The 16,972-nt window shown below is 67.6% G+C and carries 20 protein-coding genes; 10 read left to right on the forward strand and 10 right to left on the reverse strand.

The window, feature by feature from the left end; translation table 11 throughout:
- The first annotated feature begins 125 nt into the window (after positions 1 to 125).
- Complete coding sequence (locus RJ1_RS14965; protein ID WP_073361055.1) at positions 126 to 641, forward strand: SRPBCC family protein; 516 nt, start codon at positions 126 to 128, stop codon at positions 639 to 641.
- 9 nt (positions 642 to 650) lie between these two features.
- Here the strand turns inward: RJ1_RS14965 and RJ1_RS14970 are convergent, their stop codons facing one another.
- The gene (locus tag RJ1_RS14970) at positions 651 to 1,007 is read right to left on the reverse strand and encodes an antibiotic biosynthesis monooxygenase (protein WP_240319767.1); all 357 of its coding nucleotides are present in this window, start codon (positions 1,005 to 1,007) and stop codon (positions 651 to 653) included.
- Between the two features lie 67 nt (positions 1,008 to 1,074).
- Positions 1,075 to 1,578 (reverse strand): GNAT family N-acetyltransferase, encoded by a 504-nt coding sequence (locus RJ1_RS14975; RefSeq protein WP_073361057.1) that lies wholly within the window; start codon positions 1,576 to 1,578, stop codon positions 1,075 to 1,077.
- A gap of 190 nt (positions 1,579 to 1,768) precedes the next feature.
- On the opposite strand from RJ1_RS14975, the gene RJ1_RS14980 reads away from it, so the two are divergent.
- Genes RJ1_RS14980 through RJ1_RS14990 form a run of 3 tightly spaced genes read left to right on the forward strand, consistent with a single transcriptional unit; the run spans position 1,769 to position 4,955 of the window.
- Complete coding sequence (locus RJ1_RS14980) at positions 1,769 to 2,293, forward strand: MarR family winged helix-turn-helix transcriptional regulator (protein ID WP_083400483.1); 525 nt, start codon at positions 1,769 to 1,771, stop codon at positions 2,291 to 2,293.
- Positions 2,286 to 4,085: an AMP-dependent synthetase/ligase gene (locus tag RJ1_RS14985; protein WP_073361058.1), complete on the forward strand. Its 1,800-nt coding sequence runs from the start codon at positions 2,286 to 2,288 to the stop codon at positions 4,083 to 4,085. Before RJ1_RS14980 ends, RJ1_RS14985 begins: the two co-directional genes overlap by 8 nt.
- An 18-nt stretch (positions 4,086 to 4,103) precedes the next feature.
- Entirely contained in the window at positions 4,104 to 4,955 is an 852-nt protein-coding gene (locus tag RJ1_RS14990; RefSeq protein ID WP_073361060.1) for a patatin-like phospholipase family protein, read from the forward strand.
- Positions 4,956 to 4,958: 3 nt separating this feature from the next.
- Here RJ1_RS14990 and RJ1_RS14995 read toward each other — a convergent pair whose 3' ends face one another.
- A complete protein-coding gene (locus tag RJ1_RS14995; protein ID WP_073361061.1) occupies positions 4,959 to 6,206 on the reverse strand; it encodes a lipase family protein in 1,248 nt (415 codons plus the stop codon).
- A gap of 120 nt (positions 6,207 to 6,326) precedes the next feature.
- On the opposite strand from RJ1_RS14995, the gene RJ1_RS15000 reads away from it, so the two are divergent.
- Positions 6,327 to 6,821, forward strand: coding sequence for a GNAT family N-acetyltransferase (locus RJ1_RS15000; protein WP_073361063.1), 495 nt, complete (start codon positions 6,327 to 6,329; stop codon positions 6,819 to 6,821).
- 4 nt (positions 6,822 to 6,825) lie between these two features.
- Here the strand turns inward: RJ1_RS15000 and RJ1_RS15005 are convergent, their stop codons facing one another.
- The 5 genes from RJ1_RS15005 to RJ1_RS47175 form a co-directional block, all read right to left on the reverse strand.
- Positions 6,826 to 7,587, reverse strand: a complete 762-nt coding sequence (locus tag RJ1_RS15005; RefSeq protein WP_073361064.1) for an amino acid ABC transporter ATP-binding protein — start codon at positions 7,585 to 7,587, stop codon at positions 6,826 to 6,828.
- A complete protein-coding gene (locus RJ1_RS15010; RefSeq protein ID WP_073361066.1) occupies positions 7,584 to 8,252 on the reverse strand; it encodes an amino acid ABC transporter permease in 669 nt (222 codons plus the stop codon). The genes RJ1_RS15005 and RJ1_RS15010 overlap by 4 nt, the downstream gene beginning before the upstream one ends.
- Before the next feature lie 10 nt (positions 8,253 to 8,262).
- On the reverse strand, positions 8,263 to 9,051 hold the full coding sequence (locus RJ1_RS15015) for an amino acid ABC transporter substrate-binding protein (RefSeq protein WP_073361067.1): 789 nt from the start codon (positions 9,049 to 9,051) through the stop codon (positions 8,263 to 8,265).
- Between the two features lie 105 nt (positions 9,052 to 9,156).
- On the reverse strand, positions 9,157 to 10,347 hold the full coding sequence (gene tnpB / locus RJ1_RS15020; protein WP_174694987.1) for an IS607 family element RNA-guided endonuclease TnpB: 1,191 nt from the start codon (positions 10,345 to 10,347) through the stop codon (positions 9,157 to 9,159).
- Positions 10,348 to 10,355: 8 nt separating this feature from the next.
- Positions 10,356 to 10,535, reverse strand: a complete 180-nt coding sequence (locus RJ1_RS47175) for a helix-turn-helix domain-containing protein (RefSeq protein ID WP_174694988.1) — start codon at positions 10,533 to 10,535, stop codon at positions 10,356 to 10,358.
- 178 nt (positions 10,536 to 10,713) lie between these two features.
- Here RJ1_RS47175 and RJ1_RS15025 point away from each other — a divergent pair, with 178 nt between their 5' ends.
- Entirely contained in the window at positions 10,714 to 12,195 is a 1,482-nt protein-coding gene (locus RJ1_RS15025) for a SulP family inorganic anion transporter (protein ID WP_073361069.1), read from the forward strand.
- Here RJ1_RS15025 and RJ1_RS15030 read toward each other — a convergent pair.
- Entirely contained in the window at positions 12,192 to 12,962 is a 771-nt protein-coding gene (locus RJ1_RS15030; protein WP_073361070.1) for a deoxyribonuclease IV, read from the reverse strand. The two genes, RJ1_RS15025 and RJ1_RS15030, sit on opposite strands and share 4 nt — an antisense overlap.
- Before the next feature lie 200 nt (positions 12,963 to 13,162).
- Between RJ1_RS15030 and RJ1_RS15035 the strand changes: the two genes are divergently transcribed.
- A complete protein-coding gene (locus RJ1_RS15035; protein WP_073361072.1) occupies positions 13,163 to 13,411 on the forward strand; it encodes a helix-turn-helix transcriptional regulator in 249 nt (82 codons plus the stop codon).
- The gene (locus RJ1_RS15040) at positions 13,411 to 14,646 is read left to right on the forward strand and encodes a type II toxin-antitoxin system HipA family toxin (RefSeq protein WP_073361073.1); all 1,236 of its coding nucleotides are present in this window, start codon (positions 13,411 to 13,413) and stop codon (positions 14,644 to 14,646) included. Before RJ1_RS15035 ends, RJ1_RS15040 begins: the two co-directional genes overlap by 1 nt.
- A gap of 6 nt (positions 14,647 to 14,652) precedes the next feature.
- On the opposite strand, the gene RJ1_RS47180 is transcribed toward RJ1_RS15040, so the two are convergent.
- On the reverse strand, positions 14,653 to 15,267 hold the full coding sequence (locus RJ1_RS47180) for a hypothetical protein (protein WP_174694989.1): 615 nt from the start codon (positions 15,265 to 15,267) through the stop codon (positions 14,653 to 14,655).
- 70 nt (positions 15,268 to 15,337) lie between these two features.
- Between RJ1_RS47180 and RJ1_RS15050 the strand changes: the two genes are divergently transcribed.
- Entirely contained in the window at positions 15,338 to 16,513 is a 1,176-nt protein-coding gene (locus RJ1_RS15050) for a hypothetical protein (protein ID WP_073361074.1), read from the forward strand.
- Complete coding sequence (locus RJ1_RS15055) at positions 16,510 to 16,950, forward strand: PPOX class F420-dependent oxidoreductase (RefSeq protein WP_073361131.1); 441 nt, start codon at positions 16,510 to 16,512, stop codon at positions 16,948 to 16,950. The genes RJ1_RS15050 and RJ1_RS15055 overlap by 4 nt, the downstream gene beginning before the upstream one ends.
- The last annotated feature ends 22 nt before the right edge of the window (positions 16,951 to 16,972 follow it).

Genomic DNA, 16,972 nt, shown 5'->3' on the forward strand with positions numbered 1-16,972 from the left:
CGTCACCGTAAGGGAGTTGTCCGACACGAAGGGAGGAGGGTGCGCGGAATTGTCCGCCAACTTCGATGTGGACGTCGGCCTCCCGTGTCAAGCTGTCGTCAGGTGCGACAGCGAGGAGTGGGCCGGTGATCCACGGAAGGTATTTCGAGTTCAAGGGTCGTCCCGCCGTGCGGTTCCGGTGCACGTACCCGTTCCCCGTCCAGAGGCTGTGGGAAGCAGTGTCCGATCCGGACGAGCTCGCACACTGGTTTCCGTCGCGCGTCCGGATCGACGCCTACGCCGGCGGCGACATCGAGTTCTTTCCGGAACCGCACGGCGACTCCGAGACGGGGACGGTGCTCGTGTACGGCGCGCCGTGCACACTCGCTTTCACCTGGGGCGGTGACGAGATCCACTTCGAGGTGGAGCCGACCGCGGAGGGGTGCGCCCTGACGCTGGTCAACGTCCTCGAGGTCCGCAACACGGCGGCCCGCAACGCCGCCGGGTGGAGCGTCTGTCTCGCCGACCTGGACCGGCACCTCGACGGAGCGGACGCCTCCGGTCACCGGCGGGACGCGTCGCCCGATTGGCGGCCGTTCTATCAGACGTACCTGGGGGAGGGGATGCCGTCGGGCGCCCAGATCCCGGGCGAATCCGCCTGACCGGCGCCGTCAGAGTCGAGGCCGCTCGAACAGGCTCTCCACGTTCGTCGCCCGTTCGTTCGGTTCCTCGACCGCGATGTTCCCTCCGGTCCGCAGCCATCCGTTCCGCAGCGAAGACGTCAGCCAGTTATCCAGCGCGGCTTGGGTTTCGAACTTCAGCACGATCACGCACACGTCGGAGGTGCTGCTCTCCTTCAGCCATCCACCGCCGAGGAATCCGGGAAACAGCCGGGCGAGGCCGAGCCCGGTCTGGATCCAGTCGGCGAACTCCTCGTCGCAGCCGGCGAGGACCCGGCGCACGATCGTCGTCGTGACGGATGCATCCGCCGGCTCGCCTGCGCGGGCGCTCTCGGCCGCGTTCTCCATCGTTTCCTACCTCGGTTCCCGCTCACCCCGTGACACGTGCCACCTCAAACTACCAGCGGATTCGTCGTCACAGGTCGTAGAACGGCGCCGCGTACCGGAACGTGCCGGTGAGGCTCGGATCCCAGCGTGCGAGGCGGCGCACCTGGAAGTGGGACGACCACGACGGCTCGTCCGGCTCGATCCCGAGCGACGTGCCGGAGACGAAGCCGAAGCGGGGGTAGTAGTCGAGGTGGCCGAGCAGTGCGACCAGGGGTTCGTCGCGGGCGTCGGCGCCGCCCAGGACCGCATGCATCAGCGCGGAGCCCACCCCGTCGCCCTGGACGTCGGGGAGGACGCCGATCGGACCGAGCGCGAGGACGTCCGCGGAGTCGACGGTGGCGCGGGAGAGGCAGACGTGGCCGGCCACGGTGCCGGACAGTTCGGCGACGAGCGACAACTGAGGAACCCACGCGTCGCTCGACCGCAGCCGGGTCACGAGGTCGACCTCGACGGGAGCGTCGCCGTCGAAAGCCTGCCGGTGCACTTCGGCGACCGCGTCGACGTCGCCCGGATTCTCGCGTCTGATCAGCATGCCGTCAGAGTGCATCGACGCGGCCGTGGTCGCAACGCCTTTTCGCCGTGGCGGGTTGTCCGGCCGGTAGCCGTGTGACGAAAGCGTTCTCCAATTGTGACCGTGTGACTTTTCCGGCCGAATGAAATTCCGAAGCGTCGGTAGCAGTATGGGCAGAACGTGAGTCGAGCGAAGGACAACGGGGAACGGGGTGCGGGTGGTCGAGGCCAGGGTGGTCGGTTACAGTTGCAGTGTGCAACACAACGAGGTCGAGCCGGAGGAAACGCCCGCATCGGGTGTGGTGGCCGTCCACGACGAACTCGTCCGCCTCGTCCGCCAATTGGTTGCCGGTGACCGTCCTCCCGCGGGATCCCCGACGTTCGCTCAACATTCGCTGCTCTCCTTCGTCGCCCGCAATCCCGGGTGCCGGGCCACCCAGATCTCGGACGCGTTCGGAGTGCACCGCTCCACCGTGTCGCGGCAACTCCGCGGCTGCGTCGACGAGGGCTGGGTGCACGCCGAGCCGGGACCGCTCCGCAGCGGTCACCCCCTGAGCCTCACCGACGTCGGCATCGCCGTGCTGGCCGGCGCCGACGCACGCCGGGTCGAAGAAGTGCGCGACCGAGTGGCCTCGTGGTCGGACGGCGAGATCGCCGCATTCGCCCGGAATCTCCGGAAATTTCGCCAGGGCGGCGACATCGACCACGAGAGCATCGGAGACGACCCCCGTGCGTGAGTACACCAGCGCCGCGACGGTCACCGTCTCGGACCACGAGAACGCTGTGCTGACGGTGTTCGCGCACGCCGAGAGCAACCCGGGTCGCGTGATGTACTCCCGCCCGGAGTCCGGCGGGTGGGTCGACGTGACGGCCAAGGACTTCGGCGCACTCGTCACCGGGGTCGCGAAGGGCCTGATCGCCAACGGGGTCCGCCCGGGCGACCGGGTGGCGCTGCTGTCGTCGACGAGATTCGAATGGTCGCTGCTCGACTACGCGATCTGGGCGGCGGGCGCGGCGTCCGTTCCGATCTACGATTCCTCCTCACACGACCAGATCCGCTGGATCATCGAGGATTCGGGGGCCGTGGCCGCGCTCGTGGAGACCGCGGCGCACGCGTCGAGTTTCGAGGGTGACGGAATCCCCTACACGCTGAAGCGCATCCTCACCATCGACGAGGACGCGGTGGGCACGCTGATCACGGACGGCTTGTCGATCGACGATTCCGAGGTGTTCAAACGGGTGGTGGCGTTGACCGCCAACGATCTCGCCTCGCTGGTGTACACGTCGGGGACGACGGGTCGGCCCAAGGGGTGCATCCTCACCCACCGCAACTTCCTGTCGGAGGTGCGGGCGCTGCTCGCGGCGCCGATCGGTGACGTCGCCCGCCCGGGCAACCGCGTCCTGACGTTCCTTCCCCTCGCGCACGTGCTGGCGCGGGCGGTGTCGCTGGCGATGTTCGAGGCCGGCGCGACCCAGGCCCACTGGTCCGACTTCGGCACGGTCACGGGCGAATTCGAACGCTTCCGGCCCAACACCATCCTCGGTGTTCCGCGTGTGTTCGAGAAGGTGCGCGACGGTGCGGCCCGCAAGGCGGCGTCGGGTGGCGGCCTGCAGAAACGGATCTTCGACTTCGCCGAGGCCACCGCGGTGGCATACAGCGAAGCACAGGACGGCGGCGGCCCGTCGCTGCGGCTCCGGCTCGACCGTGCGGTGGCCGACACACTCGTCTACTCGAAACTCCGTGCCGCCCTGGGAGGCGACTGCTGGTGGGCGATCTCGGGCGGCGGCGCGCTCATGCCGAGGCTCGGCCATTTCTTCCGCGGCATGGGCGTTCCGGTCTACGAAGGCTACGGCCTCACCGAATCGACTGCCGCGCACTGCGTGAACGTCCCGGGTGCCCAGAAGATCGGGACGGTCGGCCGGCCGTTGGGCGGCAACAGTGTGCGCATCGCCGAGGACGGCGAGATCGAACTGCGCGGCGGCGTCGTGTTCGGCGGGTACTGGCGCAACGAACACGCCACCCAGGAAGCGTTGGACGAGGGCTGGTTCCGCACCGGCGACCTCGGTGAACTGGACGACGAAGGGTACCTCACCATCACCGGGCGCAAGAAGGATCTGCTGGTCACCGCCGGCGGCAAGAACGTGTCCCCGGGGCCCCTCGAAGACCGGTTGCGCTCGCACACCCTCGTCTCGCAGGCGGTGGTGGTCGGTGACGGCCGCCCGTTCATCGGCGCTCTGCTGACCGTCGACCCGCAGGAATTCGAGAAGTGGAAGTCCGCGCACGGCAAGCCGTCCGACGCGTCGGTGGCGGACCTGCGTGACGACGAGGAACTGCGCGGAGATCTGCAGGACGCCGTCGACGACGCGAACACCACCGTCTCGCACACGGAATCCATCAAGCGGTTCGTGATCCTGGGCCGCGACCTCACGGAGTCCGACGGGGAACTGACGGCCACGCTGAAGATTAAGCGTCCGGTGGTGACCGAGCGCTTCGCCGAAGACATCGCCGGCCTGTACCGCCGCGGCTGACCGGTTACGGTGGCGGGCATGACCACAGCGTTCGTTCTGTCCGGTGGAGCCAGCCTCGGGGCCATCGAGGTCGGGATGTTGCAGACCCTGATCGGCAGGGGAATTCGGCCCGACCTCATCGTCGGCACGTCCGTCGGAGCGCTCAACGGCGCCTGGCTCGCCGGCGGCTCCTCCGATTCGGATCTTCGTGAACTGGCCGATCTGTGGCGCGGGTTGAAGCGCAGCGCGGTGTTTCCCGCCGGGTTGTTCACCGGGTTCAGCGGTTTCGTCGGTCTCGGAAACCATCTCGTGTCGAACCGGGCCATCACGCGGTTGCTGGCGAAGCATCTCCGGTTCGAGCGGATGGAGGACGCACCGATTCCGCTGCACGTCATCGCCGCCGACGTGCTGACCGGCAAGGACGTTCGCTTGTCGACGGGACCCGGGGTCGACGCCGTCACCGCCAGCGCGGCGCTGCCGGGCATCCTCCCGCCCGTGGTGATCGACGGCCGGGCCCTGATGGACGGCGGGGTCGTCAACAACACCCCCATCTCCCACGCGATCGAATTGGGCGCCACGACCGTGTGGGTGCTGCCCACCGGATACGCCTGCACGCTGTCGAAGGTCCCCGGAAGTGCCCTGGGGATGGGGTTGCTCGGGGTGACCCTGGCGATCAACCAGCGGCTCGCCCTCGACATCGAGCGGTACGAGAGCGTCGCCGATCTCCGGGTGGTGCCTCCGCTGTGCCCGCTGGACACGAGTCCCGCCGATTTCGGCGACGCCGACGAACTGATCACGCGGGCCCGGGAGCAGACCGCGAAGTGGCTCGACGAGGCGCGGGTCGCCGCGGTCGGGCAGGCCGATCTGCTGCTGCCGCACCTGCATCGGTGACTGTCAGGGGCATCCCATGGGCGCCGGCACACCGGCGAGTCGCTCGTCGATCCAGCGCACGACCTCCGGCAGCGCGAACACCGCCGCGGTGAGGTGCTCGCCGATCTGCGGGGCGTAGGTGACGTTCCCGCCGCCGCGGCACCACTCCTGCTGCAGGGCGATCACCCCCTCCTCCGGAATCCACTCGTCGCCGAGGAACACCCGGGAGGACCCGTGGTAAAGCAGCACCGGGGTGGCCGGGGTGAGCGCGCCCATCCGGTTCTCCGCGACCACCGTTCGTGCCGTGGCCGAGCTGAACGGGTCGGGCGCGGCCGCGAGCAGTTCGGCGGGAATCGAGGCGATACCGGCCGGTGCGAGAGCCACGATGCACTGGTCTCGTAGCGGTGACGTCGCCAGCAGCACCCCGAGCGGATTCGCCAGTGTCAGCATCTCCGGATATTCGCGAGTGAGCCCGAGGACGGCGGACAGGTACACACCCGAACCGATCTGACCGTTCATCGTCCTGCGCAGCAACCCGAAGTCGGCGGGAGTTCCGCCGGCGGCGGCCCCGGCAAGCGCGACGTCCGGCGCGTACGTCGGCTGGAGTTGCGCCGCCCAGCCGGTGGCGATCGCCCCACCGCTGTACCCGGTCGCGACGACGGGACTGTCCGAGAGCCCGAGCCCGGGTAGCCGCTTCACGCCGCGGATGCTGTCGAGGACGGCATGACCCGCCATTCGTCCCGCGCTGTACGCCATCCGCGGACCCTCGTGATCGGGCACGAGCACCGCGTAGTTCTTCGCGAGAAACAGCGACAGCACCGGCGGGATGTCCAGGTCGAGGGTCTGCCAGTCGTGCAGCATCTTGTACGACGGGGTGCACCGGGCGCCCAGCGAGTCGATGGGCATGTTGTAGGCGATGACCGGTCTCGACCCCGGCGCTGTCCACTCCGCCGCCGGTACCAGCACCGTCGCCGTCACCGGCACGGGACGGTCCTTGGAATCGTTGGAGCGCACCATGATCTGGTGGGCCCGGTGCGGTACCAGCGGGTTCGGGAACGCGCGGAGCGTCACCTCCCGCGAGCGGATGATCTCGCCGGCCGCGAAGTCCGCGACATTCGGCGGCCACCCGAAGAAGTCGTCGTCGAGGATGGGGGACGGGAGAATGGATTCTGGCCCGAGGGGCTGGGCGGACGCACGCGGGGGGTGGGCGCAGATGTATGCGGCCGCGCAAGTGGAGAGTGTCATCAGGACCACTGCACGAAACAGCTTCATCGCTACCACCGCCCTGAGGTAACTGTCCCGGAATGTAACTGTAACTCCAGTCACATCGTCGCAGATAGACACGGTTGCAGCGGTGGTTTGTTTTCGCAGCGGGGTGGCTACTGTGTGTGCATGGCGGTCACCGTGGAGCGGGCAGTACTCGAGCAGGCTGAAGACATCGTTCAGATGCACTGGGACGCAGAGGATTGGCTCCTGGCCAGGGAAATCGACCCCCCGGCCCGCGGTGAGGTGTCGCTCGCGGACGTGCGTGAGCAGATCGAGTTCGGGGAATGGCGTGTCGCGCTCTTCGCCGGGATCGTGGTGGGGGCGCTCCGGGTGCTGCGTTCGGATCCGGACGTATGGATCGACGACGACATCCCGGCCGCCTACGTGGCCCGCGTCATGACCGACCGCCGCCACGCCAGTGCAGGACTCGGCGCCCAGCTGCTCCGGTGGGTAGACGAGCACGCGCGCTCCGAGGACGCGACCGTCGTCCGGCTCGAGTGCGTCGAGACGAACTCGCGGCTCCGCGACTACTACGAGGAGCAGGGCTTCTTCCTGGTGGGTCGCAGAGATTTCGAGGTGGAGTGGCCGAGCGTCGTCCTGATGGAGAAGACCGTCCGCTGACCGTTCACAGCGGGTCGAGGATGCGGTGCAGGAACTGGCGGAGCCGCGCTCCCGTCGGGTTGGTGAGCACGTCCCGGGGTATGCCGCGTTCGAGTACGACGCCGCCGTCGATGAACAGCACCTGATCGGCCACCTGCTGAGCGAACCGGATCTCGTGCGTCACGATCACCATCGTCCAGCCCTCGGTGGCGAGATCGCGGATCACCCGCAGGACCTCGCCGACGAGTTCCGGGTCGAGCGCCGACGTCGGCTCGTCGAACAGCATCAGTTTCGGTTTCAGCGCCAGCGCCCGCGCGATGCCCACCCGCTGCTGCTGCCCGCCGGACAGCTGATACGGGTACTGGTCGGCCTTCTCGGCCAGTCCGACCTGGGTGAGCAACCTCATCGCGTCCGCGCGCGCCTCGTCCTTGGGGCGTTTCTGGACCACCACCGGTCCCTCGGTGACGTTCTGCAGCACCGTTTTGTGGGGGAACAGGTTGTGGGACTGGAACACCATCCCGCTCTGTGCGCGGAACCGGGCGAGCGTCGACCGGCCCACCTCGGCGCCGAAATCCACGGACACGTCGCCGATGGTGATCACGCCGGCGTCGGCCATGTCGAGGGCGTTCAGTGTGCGCAGTACCGTCGTCTTGCCGGAACCCGACGGTCCGATGATGACGGTGACCGTGCCGGCGCCGACGTCGAAACTGATGTCGCGTAGCACCTGATGGTCGCCGAACGACTTCTCGACGCCGGATACCTGGAGCAGGGGAGAGGTGTCGGTCATCGGGCCACATACCTGTCGAGTCGGGCTTCGAGCCGGCCCTGGACGGCCGACAGGAAGATGCAGATCACCCAGTAGTACAGAGCCGCGACGCTGTACAGGGCGAAGAAGTCGAACGTGGGCGCGGCTGCGAGCTGGGCGACGCGCAGCAGTTCGGTCACCAGGATCGTCGACGCCAGCGAGGTGTCCTTCACCAGCGAGATCAGCGTGTTCGACAACGGCGGGACCGCGACCCGTGCGGCCTGCGGCAGGACGATCCGCTGCAGCGTGGTGGTGTACCCCATTCCGATGGTTTGCGCTGCCTCCCACTGCCCCTTGGGGATCGACAGGATCGCCGACCGGATCACCTCCGCCGCGTACCCACCGACGTTGAGGCTGAAAGCGATCACCGCCGCCGGGAACGGGTCGAGAACCACGCCGAACTGGGGCAGCGCGTAGAACACGATGAACAACTGCACCAGCAGCGGCGTGCCGCGGATGATGGAGACGTAGAACCGGGCGATCACCGACAGCGGTCTGATCGACGAGATCCGGGCGAGCGCCACCAGCAACGCGATGACGAGCCCGACGGTGAAGCTGATGATCGTCAGCGGGATCGTCATGGTGACCGTGGCCTTCAGCATCGGCCACAGGTTGTCCAGGATCAGCTGGACCGTTGCGTCGTCCACGGGCAGTCTCTCAGTTGGTCGGAGTCGAGACGTCGGTGCCGAAGTACTTCTGCGAGATCTGGGCGAGGGTTCCGTCGGCGCGCAGTTCGTCGAGGGCCTTGTCGATGTCGGGCATCAGACCGCTGTCCTTGCGGGCGGCGAACGCCTGCTCGCTCGTGTCACCGGTCTCGGCGGCCACCTTCACCCCGGTGTCGCCGGTCTGCTTCTCGTACTCGGCGACGGCCAGATTGTCGTTGACGGTGGCGTCGACGCGCCCGTCCTTCAACAGCGTGATGGCCTGCACGAAGCCCTCGACGGATTCGACGTTCGCGCCCGCGTCCCTGGCCACCTGCGCCCAGTTGCTGGTCGCCGACTGCGCCGTCGTCTTGCCGTTCAGGTCGGCGAGCGAGGTGATGGAGTTGTCGTCGGCGCGAGTGACGATCACCCCTTCGGAATAGGTGTACGGCGTCGACAGGTCGTACTTCTGGGTGCGTTCGTCGTTGACGGTCACCTGATTGGCGACGAGGTCGTACCGCTTCGCCTCGAGGCCCGCGAAGATGGAGTCCCACGGTGTCTGCGTGAACTCGACGGAAACGCCGAGCTTGTCGCCGACCGCGCGGATGACGTCCACGTCGTACCCCGTGAGCTGACCGTCCGGGCCCTGGTAGCTGAACGGTGTGTACGTACCCTCGGTGCCGACCTTCAGCACCCCGGACTCGCGCACCTGGTCGATGACCGGCCCCGAATCGGAGTTGCCGCAGGCTCCCAGCGACAGTGCGGTCAGGACGGCGATCAGGACGGCCGGAAGTGTGCGTCGCACGGCGTTCCTCCTCGTTCGGCGGATCAGCTAACCGTACTGGTCGAACGCCACCCGGATAGGATCTTCGACGTCCACTCAGGAAGAAGGATTGTCGCGCCGTGCCGTTCAGGAATCGTGTAACACGTGCCCTGAGTCGACGCCTCGCGGTGTCGACGTTGACCCCCGCCATTCTCGAGGGGGTCTTCCCGTGGCGGTACCCGTTGCCCGCGCGGTGCGGGTCTGACATGGGTTTCCATCGGGCTCGTTTTCCGTCGCCCCGCAACTCGGGGAGGACGCCTCAACGAGGGCCGCGAGGTTGCGGGCCGCGTTGAGGTCACGATCGATGCGAATCCCGCAGGATGCGCAGGTGAATATGCGTTCGGACAGGCGCAGCTTGGCTTTCACCACACCACATGCCGAACACGTCTTGGAACTGGGATACCACCGGTCCGCTACGTGGACTCGCACCCCGGACCGATCGGCCTTGTACTTGAGTTGCCGACGAAACTCGCCCATGCCCGCCCCGGCGATGTGCCGGGCCAGGCGCCTGTTGCGCATCATCCCGGCCACGTTCAGGTCCTCGACCACCACGACGGTGTTCGCGCAGACCAAAGTGGTCGACAGCTTGTGCAACCCGTTCTGTCGGGCGTTGGCGACGTAGGCGTGCAGGCGAGCGATCCGCGCCTGAGTCTGTCGCCACCGATTCGACGGCTGCTGCCCCGAACGACGATCCGGGCCGTGCCGCCGCGACGCCTGACGCCCCAGCCGTCGCAACTTTTTCAGGGCGTGTTCGAGGTGCTTCGGGTTCTGCACCACCTCGCCGGTGGACAGGACCGCGAGAGATTTGATCCCCAGGTCCACGCCCACCACCGACTCCGACAGCGTCGGTGCCGGATCGGATCGTACGACGTCGACGGAGAAGGACACGAACCAACGACCCGACCGGAACGTGACGGTGGCCGACCGGATCCGCGCAGTCCCTGCCTCGATGCGGCGGGCGAGTTTGCGGGTGGACTCGTGGGTCCGCACGAGCCCGATCCGGGGGAGTTTCACGTGCCGGCGATCAGCGCCGACCAACCCAAACGCTCCGGTGGTGAACCGGCACGACAACCTCGTACGTTTGTTCTTGAACCTGGGGAAATGGACCTTCGGACCTTTCCGCTTCCCCGACCGGGAGGACGACCAATTCGCCAGCGCCGTCGCCAGGTTCGCCAGCCCCGAGGAGTAGGCCTCCTTCGAGTTCTTACCCCACCACGGCGCCACCTCGTCTTTAGCATGGTTCCAGTCCTTGCGGAGACCGTAGGCCGACCACGACACGGACGGGGTCAGATCGACCCGTCGATCCCATACGAGCGTTCCGCGGCCCGCTGGTCCAGGTTCGCCCGCACCCGCGCCAACCCCCAGTTGAAGGCGAACCGCTGACCACCACAGTGCGACCGCAACGCTGCTTCTTGCCCGGAGGTCGGGTCCAGGGCGAACTGGTAGGCCTGCAGGACTGTCGTCACCCTCAACCCCTAGTCGAATGTGTGTTCGATAGTACGGGGAGGGTGCGACAATTTCCGCGGTTCCCGTGGACGTCCATGACGGCACCGATGCCGGCACCCCGGTCGCGGACACATGGCGGCGAGGTGCCCGACACCGACAGTTGCGGGACATTCCTACACAGAAGGACGATTTCTATCCATGCGCGCCAACCGCTTCCAACCCTCTCCCGCTCTCCGACGGCCGGTGTGGCTGCATCCGACGGTGTTTCGTATCGAGTCGTTGTCCGCGCTCGTCGTGGCGATGGCCCTCATTCCGGAGGCGTTGTCGTTCTCCATCATCGTGGGTGTCGATCCGCGGGTGGGACTGTTCACTGCCGCGATCATGGCGATGACCATCGCGTTCACCGGCGGCCGTCCCGCGATGATCTCCGCGGCGACGGGTTCGGTGTCGCTGGTGCTGGCCCCGCTCATGGCGTCGCACGGGTTGCAGTACCTCATCGCCGCGGTCTTCCTCGGCGGTGCGATGCAGATCCTCCTCGCCGTTCTCGGGGTCGCGCGACTCATGCGGTTCCTGCCTCGCAGCGTGATGGTGGGGTTCTGCAACGCGCTGGGGATCCTGATCTTCGTCCACCAGTTCCCGTATCTGACGAACGTGCCGTGGGCGGTGTATGCCCTGCTCGCTGTCGGTCTGGCGCTGCTCGTGTGGATTCCGAAGCTGACCACGGCCGTACCGGCCCCGCTGCTGGTGATCGTCGGTCTCACGGCGTTCACCGTGCTCGCCGGTGTCGCTGTGCCCACCGTCGGCGATCAGGGTGAACTGCCCGACGGGCTGCCGACCCTGATCGGGCTGCCGGACGTTCCGCTCACGGTCGACACCCTGAAGATCATCGCCCCGTTCGCTCTGGCGATGGCCGTCGTCGGACTGCTCGAGTCGTTGATGAGCGCCAAGCTCGTGGACGCCGTCACCGACACGCATTCGGACAAGACGCGGGAGTCGTGGGGGCAGGGCGTCGCGAACATCGTGACCGGACTGTTCGGCGGCATGGGCGGGTGCGCCCTGATCGGGCAGACCATCATCAACGTCAAGACCGGCGGGGCGCGGACCCGGCTGTCGACGTTCCTGTCGGGGGCGTTTCTGCTGATTCTCGTGGTCGGGCTCGGCGACGTGGTGGGGACCATCCCGATGGCGGCGCTCGTCGCCGTCATGGTGCTGGTGGCCGCGACGACCTTCGACTGGCACAGCGTGCGCACGCTGCGGCGGATGCCGCTGAGCGAGACGATGGTGATGCTCAGCACCGTCGCGGGAACGCTGGCCACGGACAATCTCGCGATCGGCGTCGGAGTCGGCGTACTGGTGGCGATGGTGCTGTTCGCACGACGGGTCGCCCACATGGTCGACGTGCACGGCGAACTCGACGGCGACGTCAAGACGTACCGGGTGAGCGGTCAGCTGTTCTTCGCCTCGTCCAACGACCTCGTGTTCTCGTTCGACTACGCCGACGACCCCGCCCGTGTCGTGATCGACCTGTCGGGCGCCACCATCTGGGACGCATCCACCGTGGCCGCGCTCGACGGCATCACCACCAAATACGCGAGCCGGGGCACCGACGTCACCGTCGAGGGCCTGAATCCGGTCAGCGAGGAGCGGTACCGCAGGCTGACCGGCCGGCTGGGAGACTAACCGACCGTTTCCCGGAGGTACGCGAGGTCCTCGGCCAGACCTTCCGCCGGGGTCTCGAGGACGACGGGCGCATCGGCGGTCCGCACCACCTCGGCGAGCAGTTCGGCGTCGATGGTTCCGTCGGCGAGGTTCGCGTGCCGGTCGCGTGCCGAGTTGAACTCGTCGCGGGAGTTGTTGAGGTGGACCAGGTCGATGCGTCCGGTGATGGCCTTGATGCGCTCGACGACGCCCACCAGTTCCTCGCCGCCCGCCCACGCGTGGCAGGTGTCGAGGCAGAAGCCGGCGCCGAGATCGCCGACCTCCTGCCACAGCCGGTCGATGGCGTCGAAGTGCCGTGCCATCGCGAAGTCGCCGCCCGCCGTGTTCTCGATGAGGATCGGCACCGGGAATCCGCCCTTGTCGGCCTGGCGTTCGAAGAGTTTGCGCCAGTTGACGATGCCCGCGTTCACGTCCTCGCCGTCGCGGACGTGCCCGCCGTGGACCACCAGCCCGAACGCGCCGATATCGGCGGCGGCCTGGGCCTGCTGTGCGACGGCGTTGCGGGACGGCATCCGGAGCCGGTTGTTGAGGCTCGCGACGTTGATCACGTACGACGAGTGGACGACGACGTCGATGGGGCTGTCGCGGATCTCGTCCGTCCGCGGATGCGACGGCGGTTTGTCCCACTTCTGCGGGTCGGTGAGGAACATCTGGATGACGTCGGCGCCGAGCCGTTCGCCGTATCCGATCGGATCTTCGTCCTGGCGGACGTGTGCTCCTATGCGCATGTACCCAGGGTAGGGGGTGGGTAGCGCCGTGCCACTTGTGCTTGTCATCGCAGGCGTAAGAAGGGGTTGTCCTGGATCTGGAACTGTTTGTCGGCTTAAGCCTGCTTTCGCAGGCATAGGCATGGACTTCGGCGGAGAATCGGCGCACACTGTCCTTAAGCATCCGTTTACAAGCATTGCGATCAGATCGGGAGGCTTCCATGGCTACCCCACGCCGCCGCGAGCGAACGGAGACCGGCGGCATCGCCGACGGATTCGTGGCGCGCCGGCATCAGCTCGGGCTCACGCAGGCGGAGCTGGCCGACCTGGCCGGGGTGTCGAGGTCGAGCGTGCAGTCGATCGAATCGGGCCGGGGGACGGTCCAACTCGATCTCGTCGAGGCCGCCGCGGACGCACTGGGCTGCCGTCTCGTGCTCGTGACCCGCGCAGGTGTCGAGGTGACGTCCTGATGGTCGAGAATCTCAGCGGAGTCGAGCGGGCCGACGTCTACAAGGGTGAGCGTTTCGCGGGCAGCCTCTCGAGGGAGGGCGGGGACGTCGTGTTCCGCTACGACGCCGTGTATCTGAACGACCCCGAGGCCCCACAGGTTGCGTGGACGATCCCCGCGTCGTCGCCCGAAGTGCGAGCGAGCGGGGGGAGCGTGCCCCCGTTCTTCGCGGGTCTCCTCCCTGAAGGGATCCGGCTGCGGGGTGCGGTGGCGGCCACCAAGACGTCCGAGGACGATCACCTCACGATCCTGATGGCGGTCGGGGCCGACACGATCGGAGACGTGCGCGTCCTGCCCGCGGGGGTGGCGCCGCCGGAGACGGCACCGGTGTTCGACCCCGACGCCATCGAACGCTCCGACCTGCGAGCCCTGTTCGAGCACATGTCGGGGCACGAAGCGGTGAAGCTGGACCCCACCTCGCTCCCCGGTGTGCAGGCGAAGGTGTCGGCTCAGATGTATTCGACGCCGATCGCGACCGAAAAGGGTCCTGCGATCCTCAAACTTTCACCACCGCAGGGCTATCCGCAGCTGGTGGAGAACGAGCACTTCTTCATGGGACTCGCCGCGCAGTGCGGGCTGCCGGTCGCCGACCACCAACTGGTGCGCGACGGGAAGGGCAACGCCGGGCTGCTGGTCGCCCGTTTCGACAGGCGCGTCGATTCCGCCGGCCACGTCATCCGCACACCACAGGAGGACGCCTGCCAGGTGATGGGAGTGTTCCCCGCCGCCAAGTACCGGCTGAAGACCGAGAACGTGATCACCGCGCTGGCCGACGTGTGCGAGCGCGGCGGCGGGTCCGCACGCCTGGCGACACTGGAACTGCTTCGGCTGGTCGCATATTCGTACGCCATCGGCAACGGCGACCTGCACGGCAAGAACTTCTCGGTGCAACTCGCCGCGTCGGGGCTGTGGAGTGTGACCCCCGCCTACGACCTGCTGTGCACCCAGCCGTACCTCGGGTGGCGCGACCCGATGGCGCTCGACTTCTACGGCAAGGCGAACAAGCTGAACCGCAGGCATTTCGTCGAATCCGGTGGCCGGCTGGGTGTTCCCGAACGCGCCGTCACCAGGATGCTCGACGGAGTCCGCAAGGGCATCCGACGCGGCATCGGGGAGATCGAGAGAATCGGCTTCACGCCGAAGGAGAACGCTCAGCTGCGCACCCTGATGGAGCGCCGCTCCGAAGAATTGGGCTGAACTCGGTCACCACACCCGGAACGCACTGTCGGAGAGCGTGAATCCGTGTCCGGCTTCGCTCCGGCACGTCACCCCGGACTTCTCGTCGACGAGGCACGTCAGATCGTTCACCTGTAACGCGGAGTCGTAGGGAAGTGCCGGGGCCGCCGACCCGTCGAGGGGGTAGTACCGGGGGTCCCCGGCGCTGGCGAACTGCCCGGGGCGGGCGCCCGTGACCTCGATCGCATTAGGAGTCACCGCAGTGCCGGACGCGCCGGCCCCCGGAACCTTCGGTGCAGACGCCGGCATCGGGCCGTGGCAGCCGGCCGTCGGGAGGTCGCCGCCGGTCAGGATTCCGCAGTGGAACTTGGTGCTCGGGGTCGTGAAGTAGTAACTCCCCGCCGCCGTGCCGGCGAACGTCTTCGGATCGGCTTGCGCCTGGGCGGTGGCGGTCGGTGTTGTGGTTGTGGTCGTGGTGCGCGGGGGCGTCGTGGTGGTCGTTCTCGGGGCAGTCGTCACCGAAGGTGTGGTGGCGGGGCCCGCGACGGCGCCGGTCTCCGGGGAGCCGTCGACCGAGCGTCCGCAACCGGCCACCAGCAGCACCGTCGCGAACAGGAGCACCGCACGCACCGTCGAGGTCATGGGGGAGAGCTTAGAGCGCGTCGGACGGAATTCTGGGACAGTGGTGATCAGCCGGTTGCCAGGAGGTTCGATGTCGGAAAGCGCCCACTACGAGGAGCGTCGTGCCCGCATCTCGGCCCAGGTTCGCCACTGGTGTGAGCGGGCCGCGATCGCGGGCAAACACGCCCCGCTATCGGACGCCGCAGCGGTCCTGATCGCCGCCGGACATCTCGATTCGCCGACGCGTCAGGTCCTCACCCACCGCCGTCGTGCGGGCCGGACCATCCCGTCGATCGGGGGCTTCGGGGCGTTGCGACTGCTGACGGACGAATTCAACGACGTCGCTCGGCGCGCCGACACCCTGCGCCCCGGGCCGGCACAACTGCTGTTCAAGTACCGCGCCACCGAACTGGGCCGCAAGCTGCAGTCGTACCGGTCTGCGGTGGTGATGTCGACGGCGCACTACGGCAACGGTGTCCGGGCGATGCGCCGGGACCGGCGTGAGGGCGTGCATCTGGACCTCGAACAACGGGAAGCCCTGTTCCGGGCGCTGCAACGGACGCCGGTGCCGATCACCGGCACCCCGCTCGAACGGGCCGGGAACTACGCCCGCGGCACCGCTGCGGAACGCATCGGCCAGGCGGTGGAGAACACGCCGATGGCAGCGGTCGGACGACGCGTCGCCGAGGCGATCGGCAAGGGCGCTGATCTCGACAACGACACCTTCGCCGACGGCTACGACACCCTGCTCTACCTGGCTGGGATGCTCTTCGACAGGATCAACGGCTCCGCGGTCTGGCATTCGGAGCACTTCGCGGTGCAGCGGCATCAACTCGACCTCGCCGAAGAACTGACACAGATCGCCGTCGACACGGTTGCCCTTCGCGGCATCCGGCTCGAACTCGACGCAGCGCTCCGCGTCACCCATTCCGACAGTGGGCGGCAACAGATCGAGGCCCGGCAGAACGCGGTGAAACCGGTGTGGGACCAGCTCGTCGACCGCGTCGCCGCCCTCGCCCGAATAGGCGATCTGCTGTCCCGAGCCGAGGTGCAACTGCGTTCCGTGCTGGCGGTCAACCAGGCGATGAGCCTCGACAGTCGCATCGACGAACTCATCGCACGTTCCGGCGATCGCGAACTGTCGGCGGAGAACACCCACTACGTCGGCGATCAGTTCGGCGGGGTGGAGGAGCTGATGCTCACCTACCAGTCGGCGCTGTACGGAGACATCGCCGAACTCACCTCGTGGTCGGGTGGGAACAGGTGACCTTCAGCGCGATGGGTGACCAATCGTTCGTCTCCCTCACCACCTTCCGGAAGTCCGGGGTACCCGTGTCGACGCCGATCTGGATCGCGCGCGACGGCGACGATCTCATTGTCACCACTCCGGAGGAAAGCGGAAAGGTGAAGCGGCTACGCAACAACCCGAGCGTCGAACTTCGCCCGTGTTCGCGGCGGGGAAGTGTGGACGCCGCGGTCGACCCGATAGCCGCAGTGGCCGAGATTGTCACCGACGAACCCGCCAGCCGAAGGATGGCCGAGGCAATCCGGGACAAGTACGGGCTCGAATACCGGATCGTGATGTTCGTCGAACGCATCCTCGCGCGTCGGCAGAAGCCGCGGGTTCTTCTGCGCATCACCCCGGCATCCGAGGGCGCACGACCAGCCGATGTGGGTGACCTCGGTCGGCCTCGACGCATGTAGGGAGCCGGACCAGCCGCTGCGG

The sequence above is a fragment of the Rhodococcus jostii NBRC 16295 genome (assembly GCF_001894825.1).
GTDB lineage: Bacteria > Actinomycetota > Actinomycetes > Mycobacteriales > Mycobacteriaceae > Rhodococcus_F > Rhodococcus_F jostii.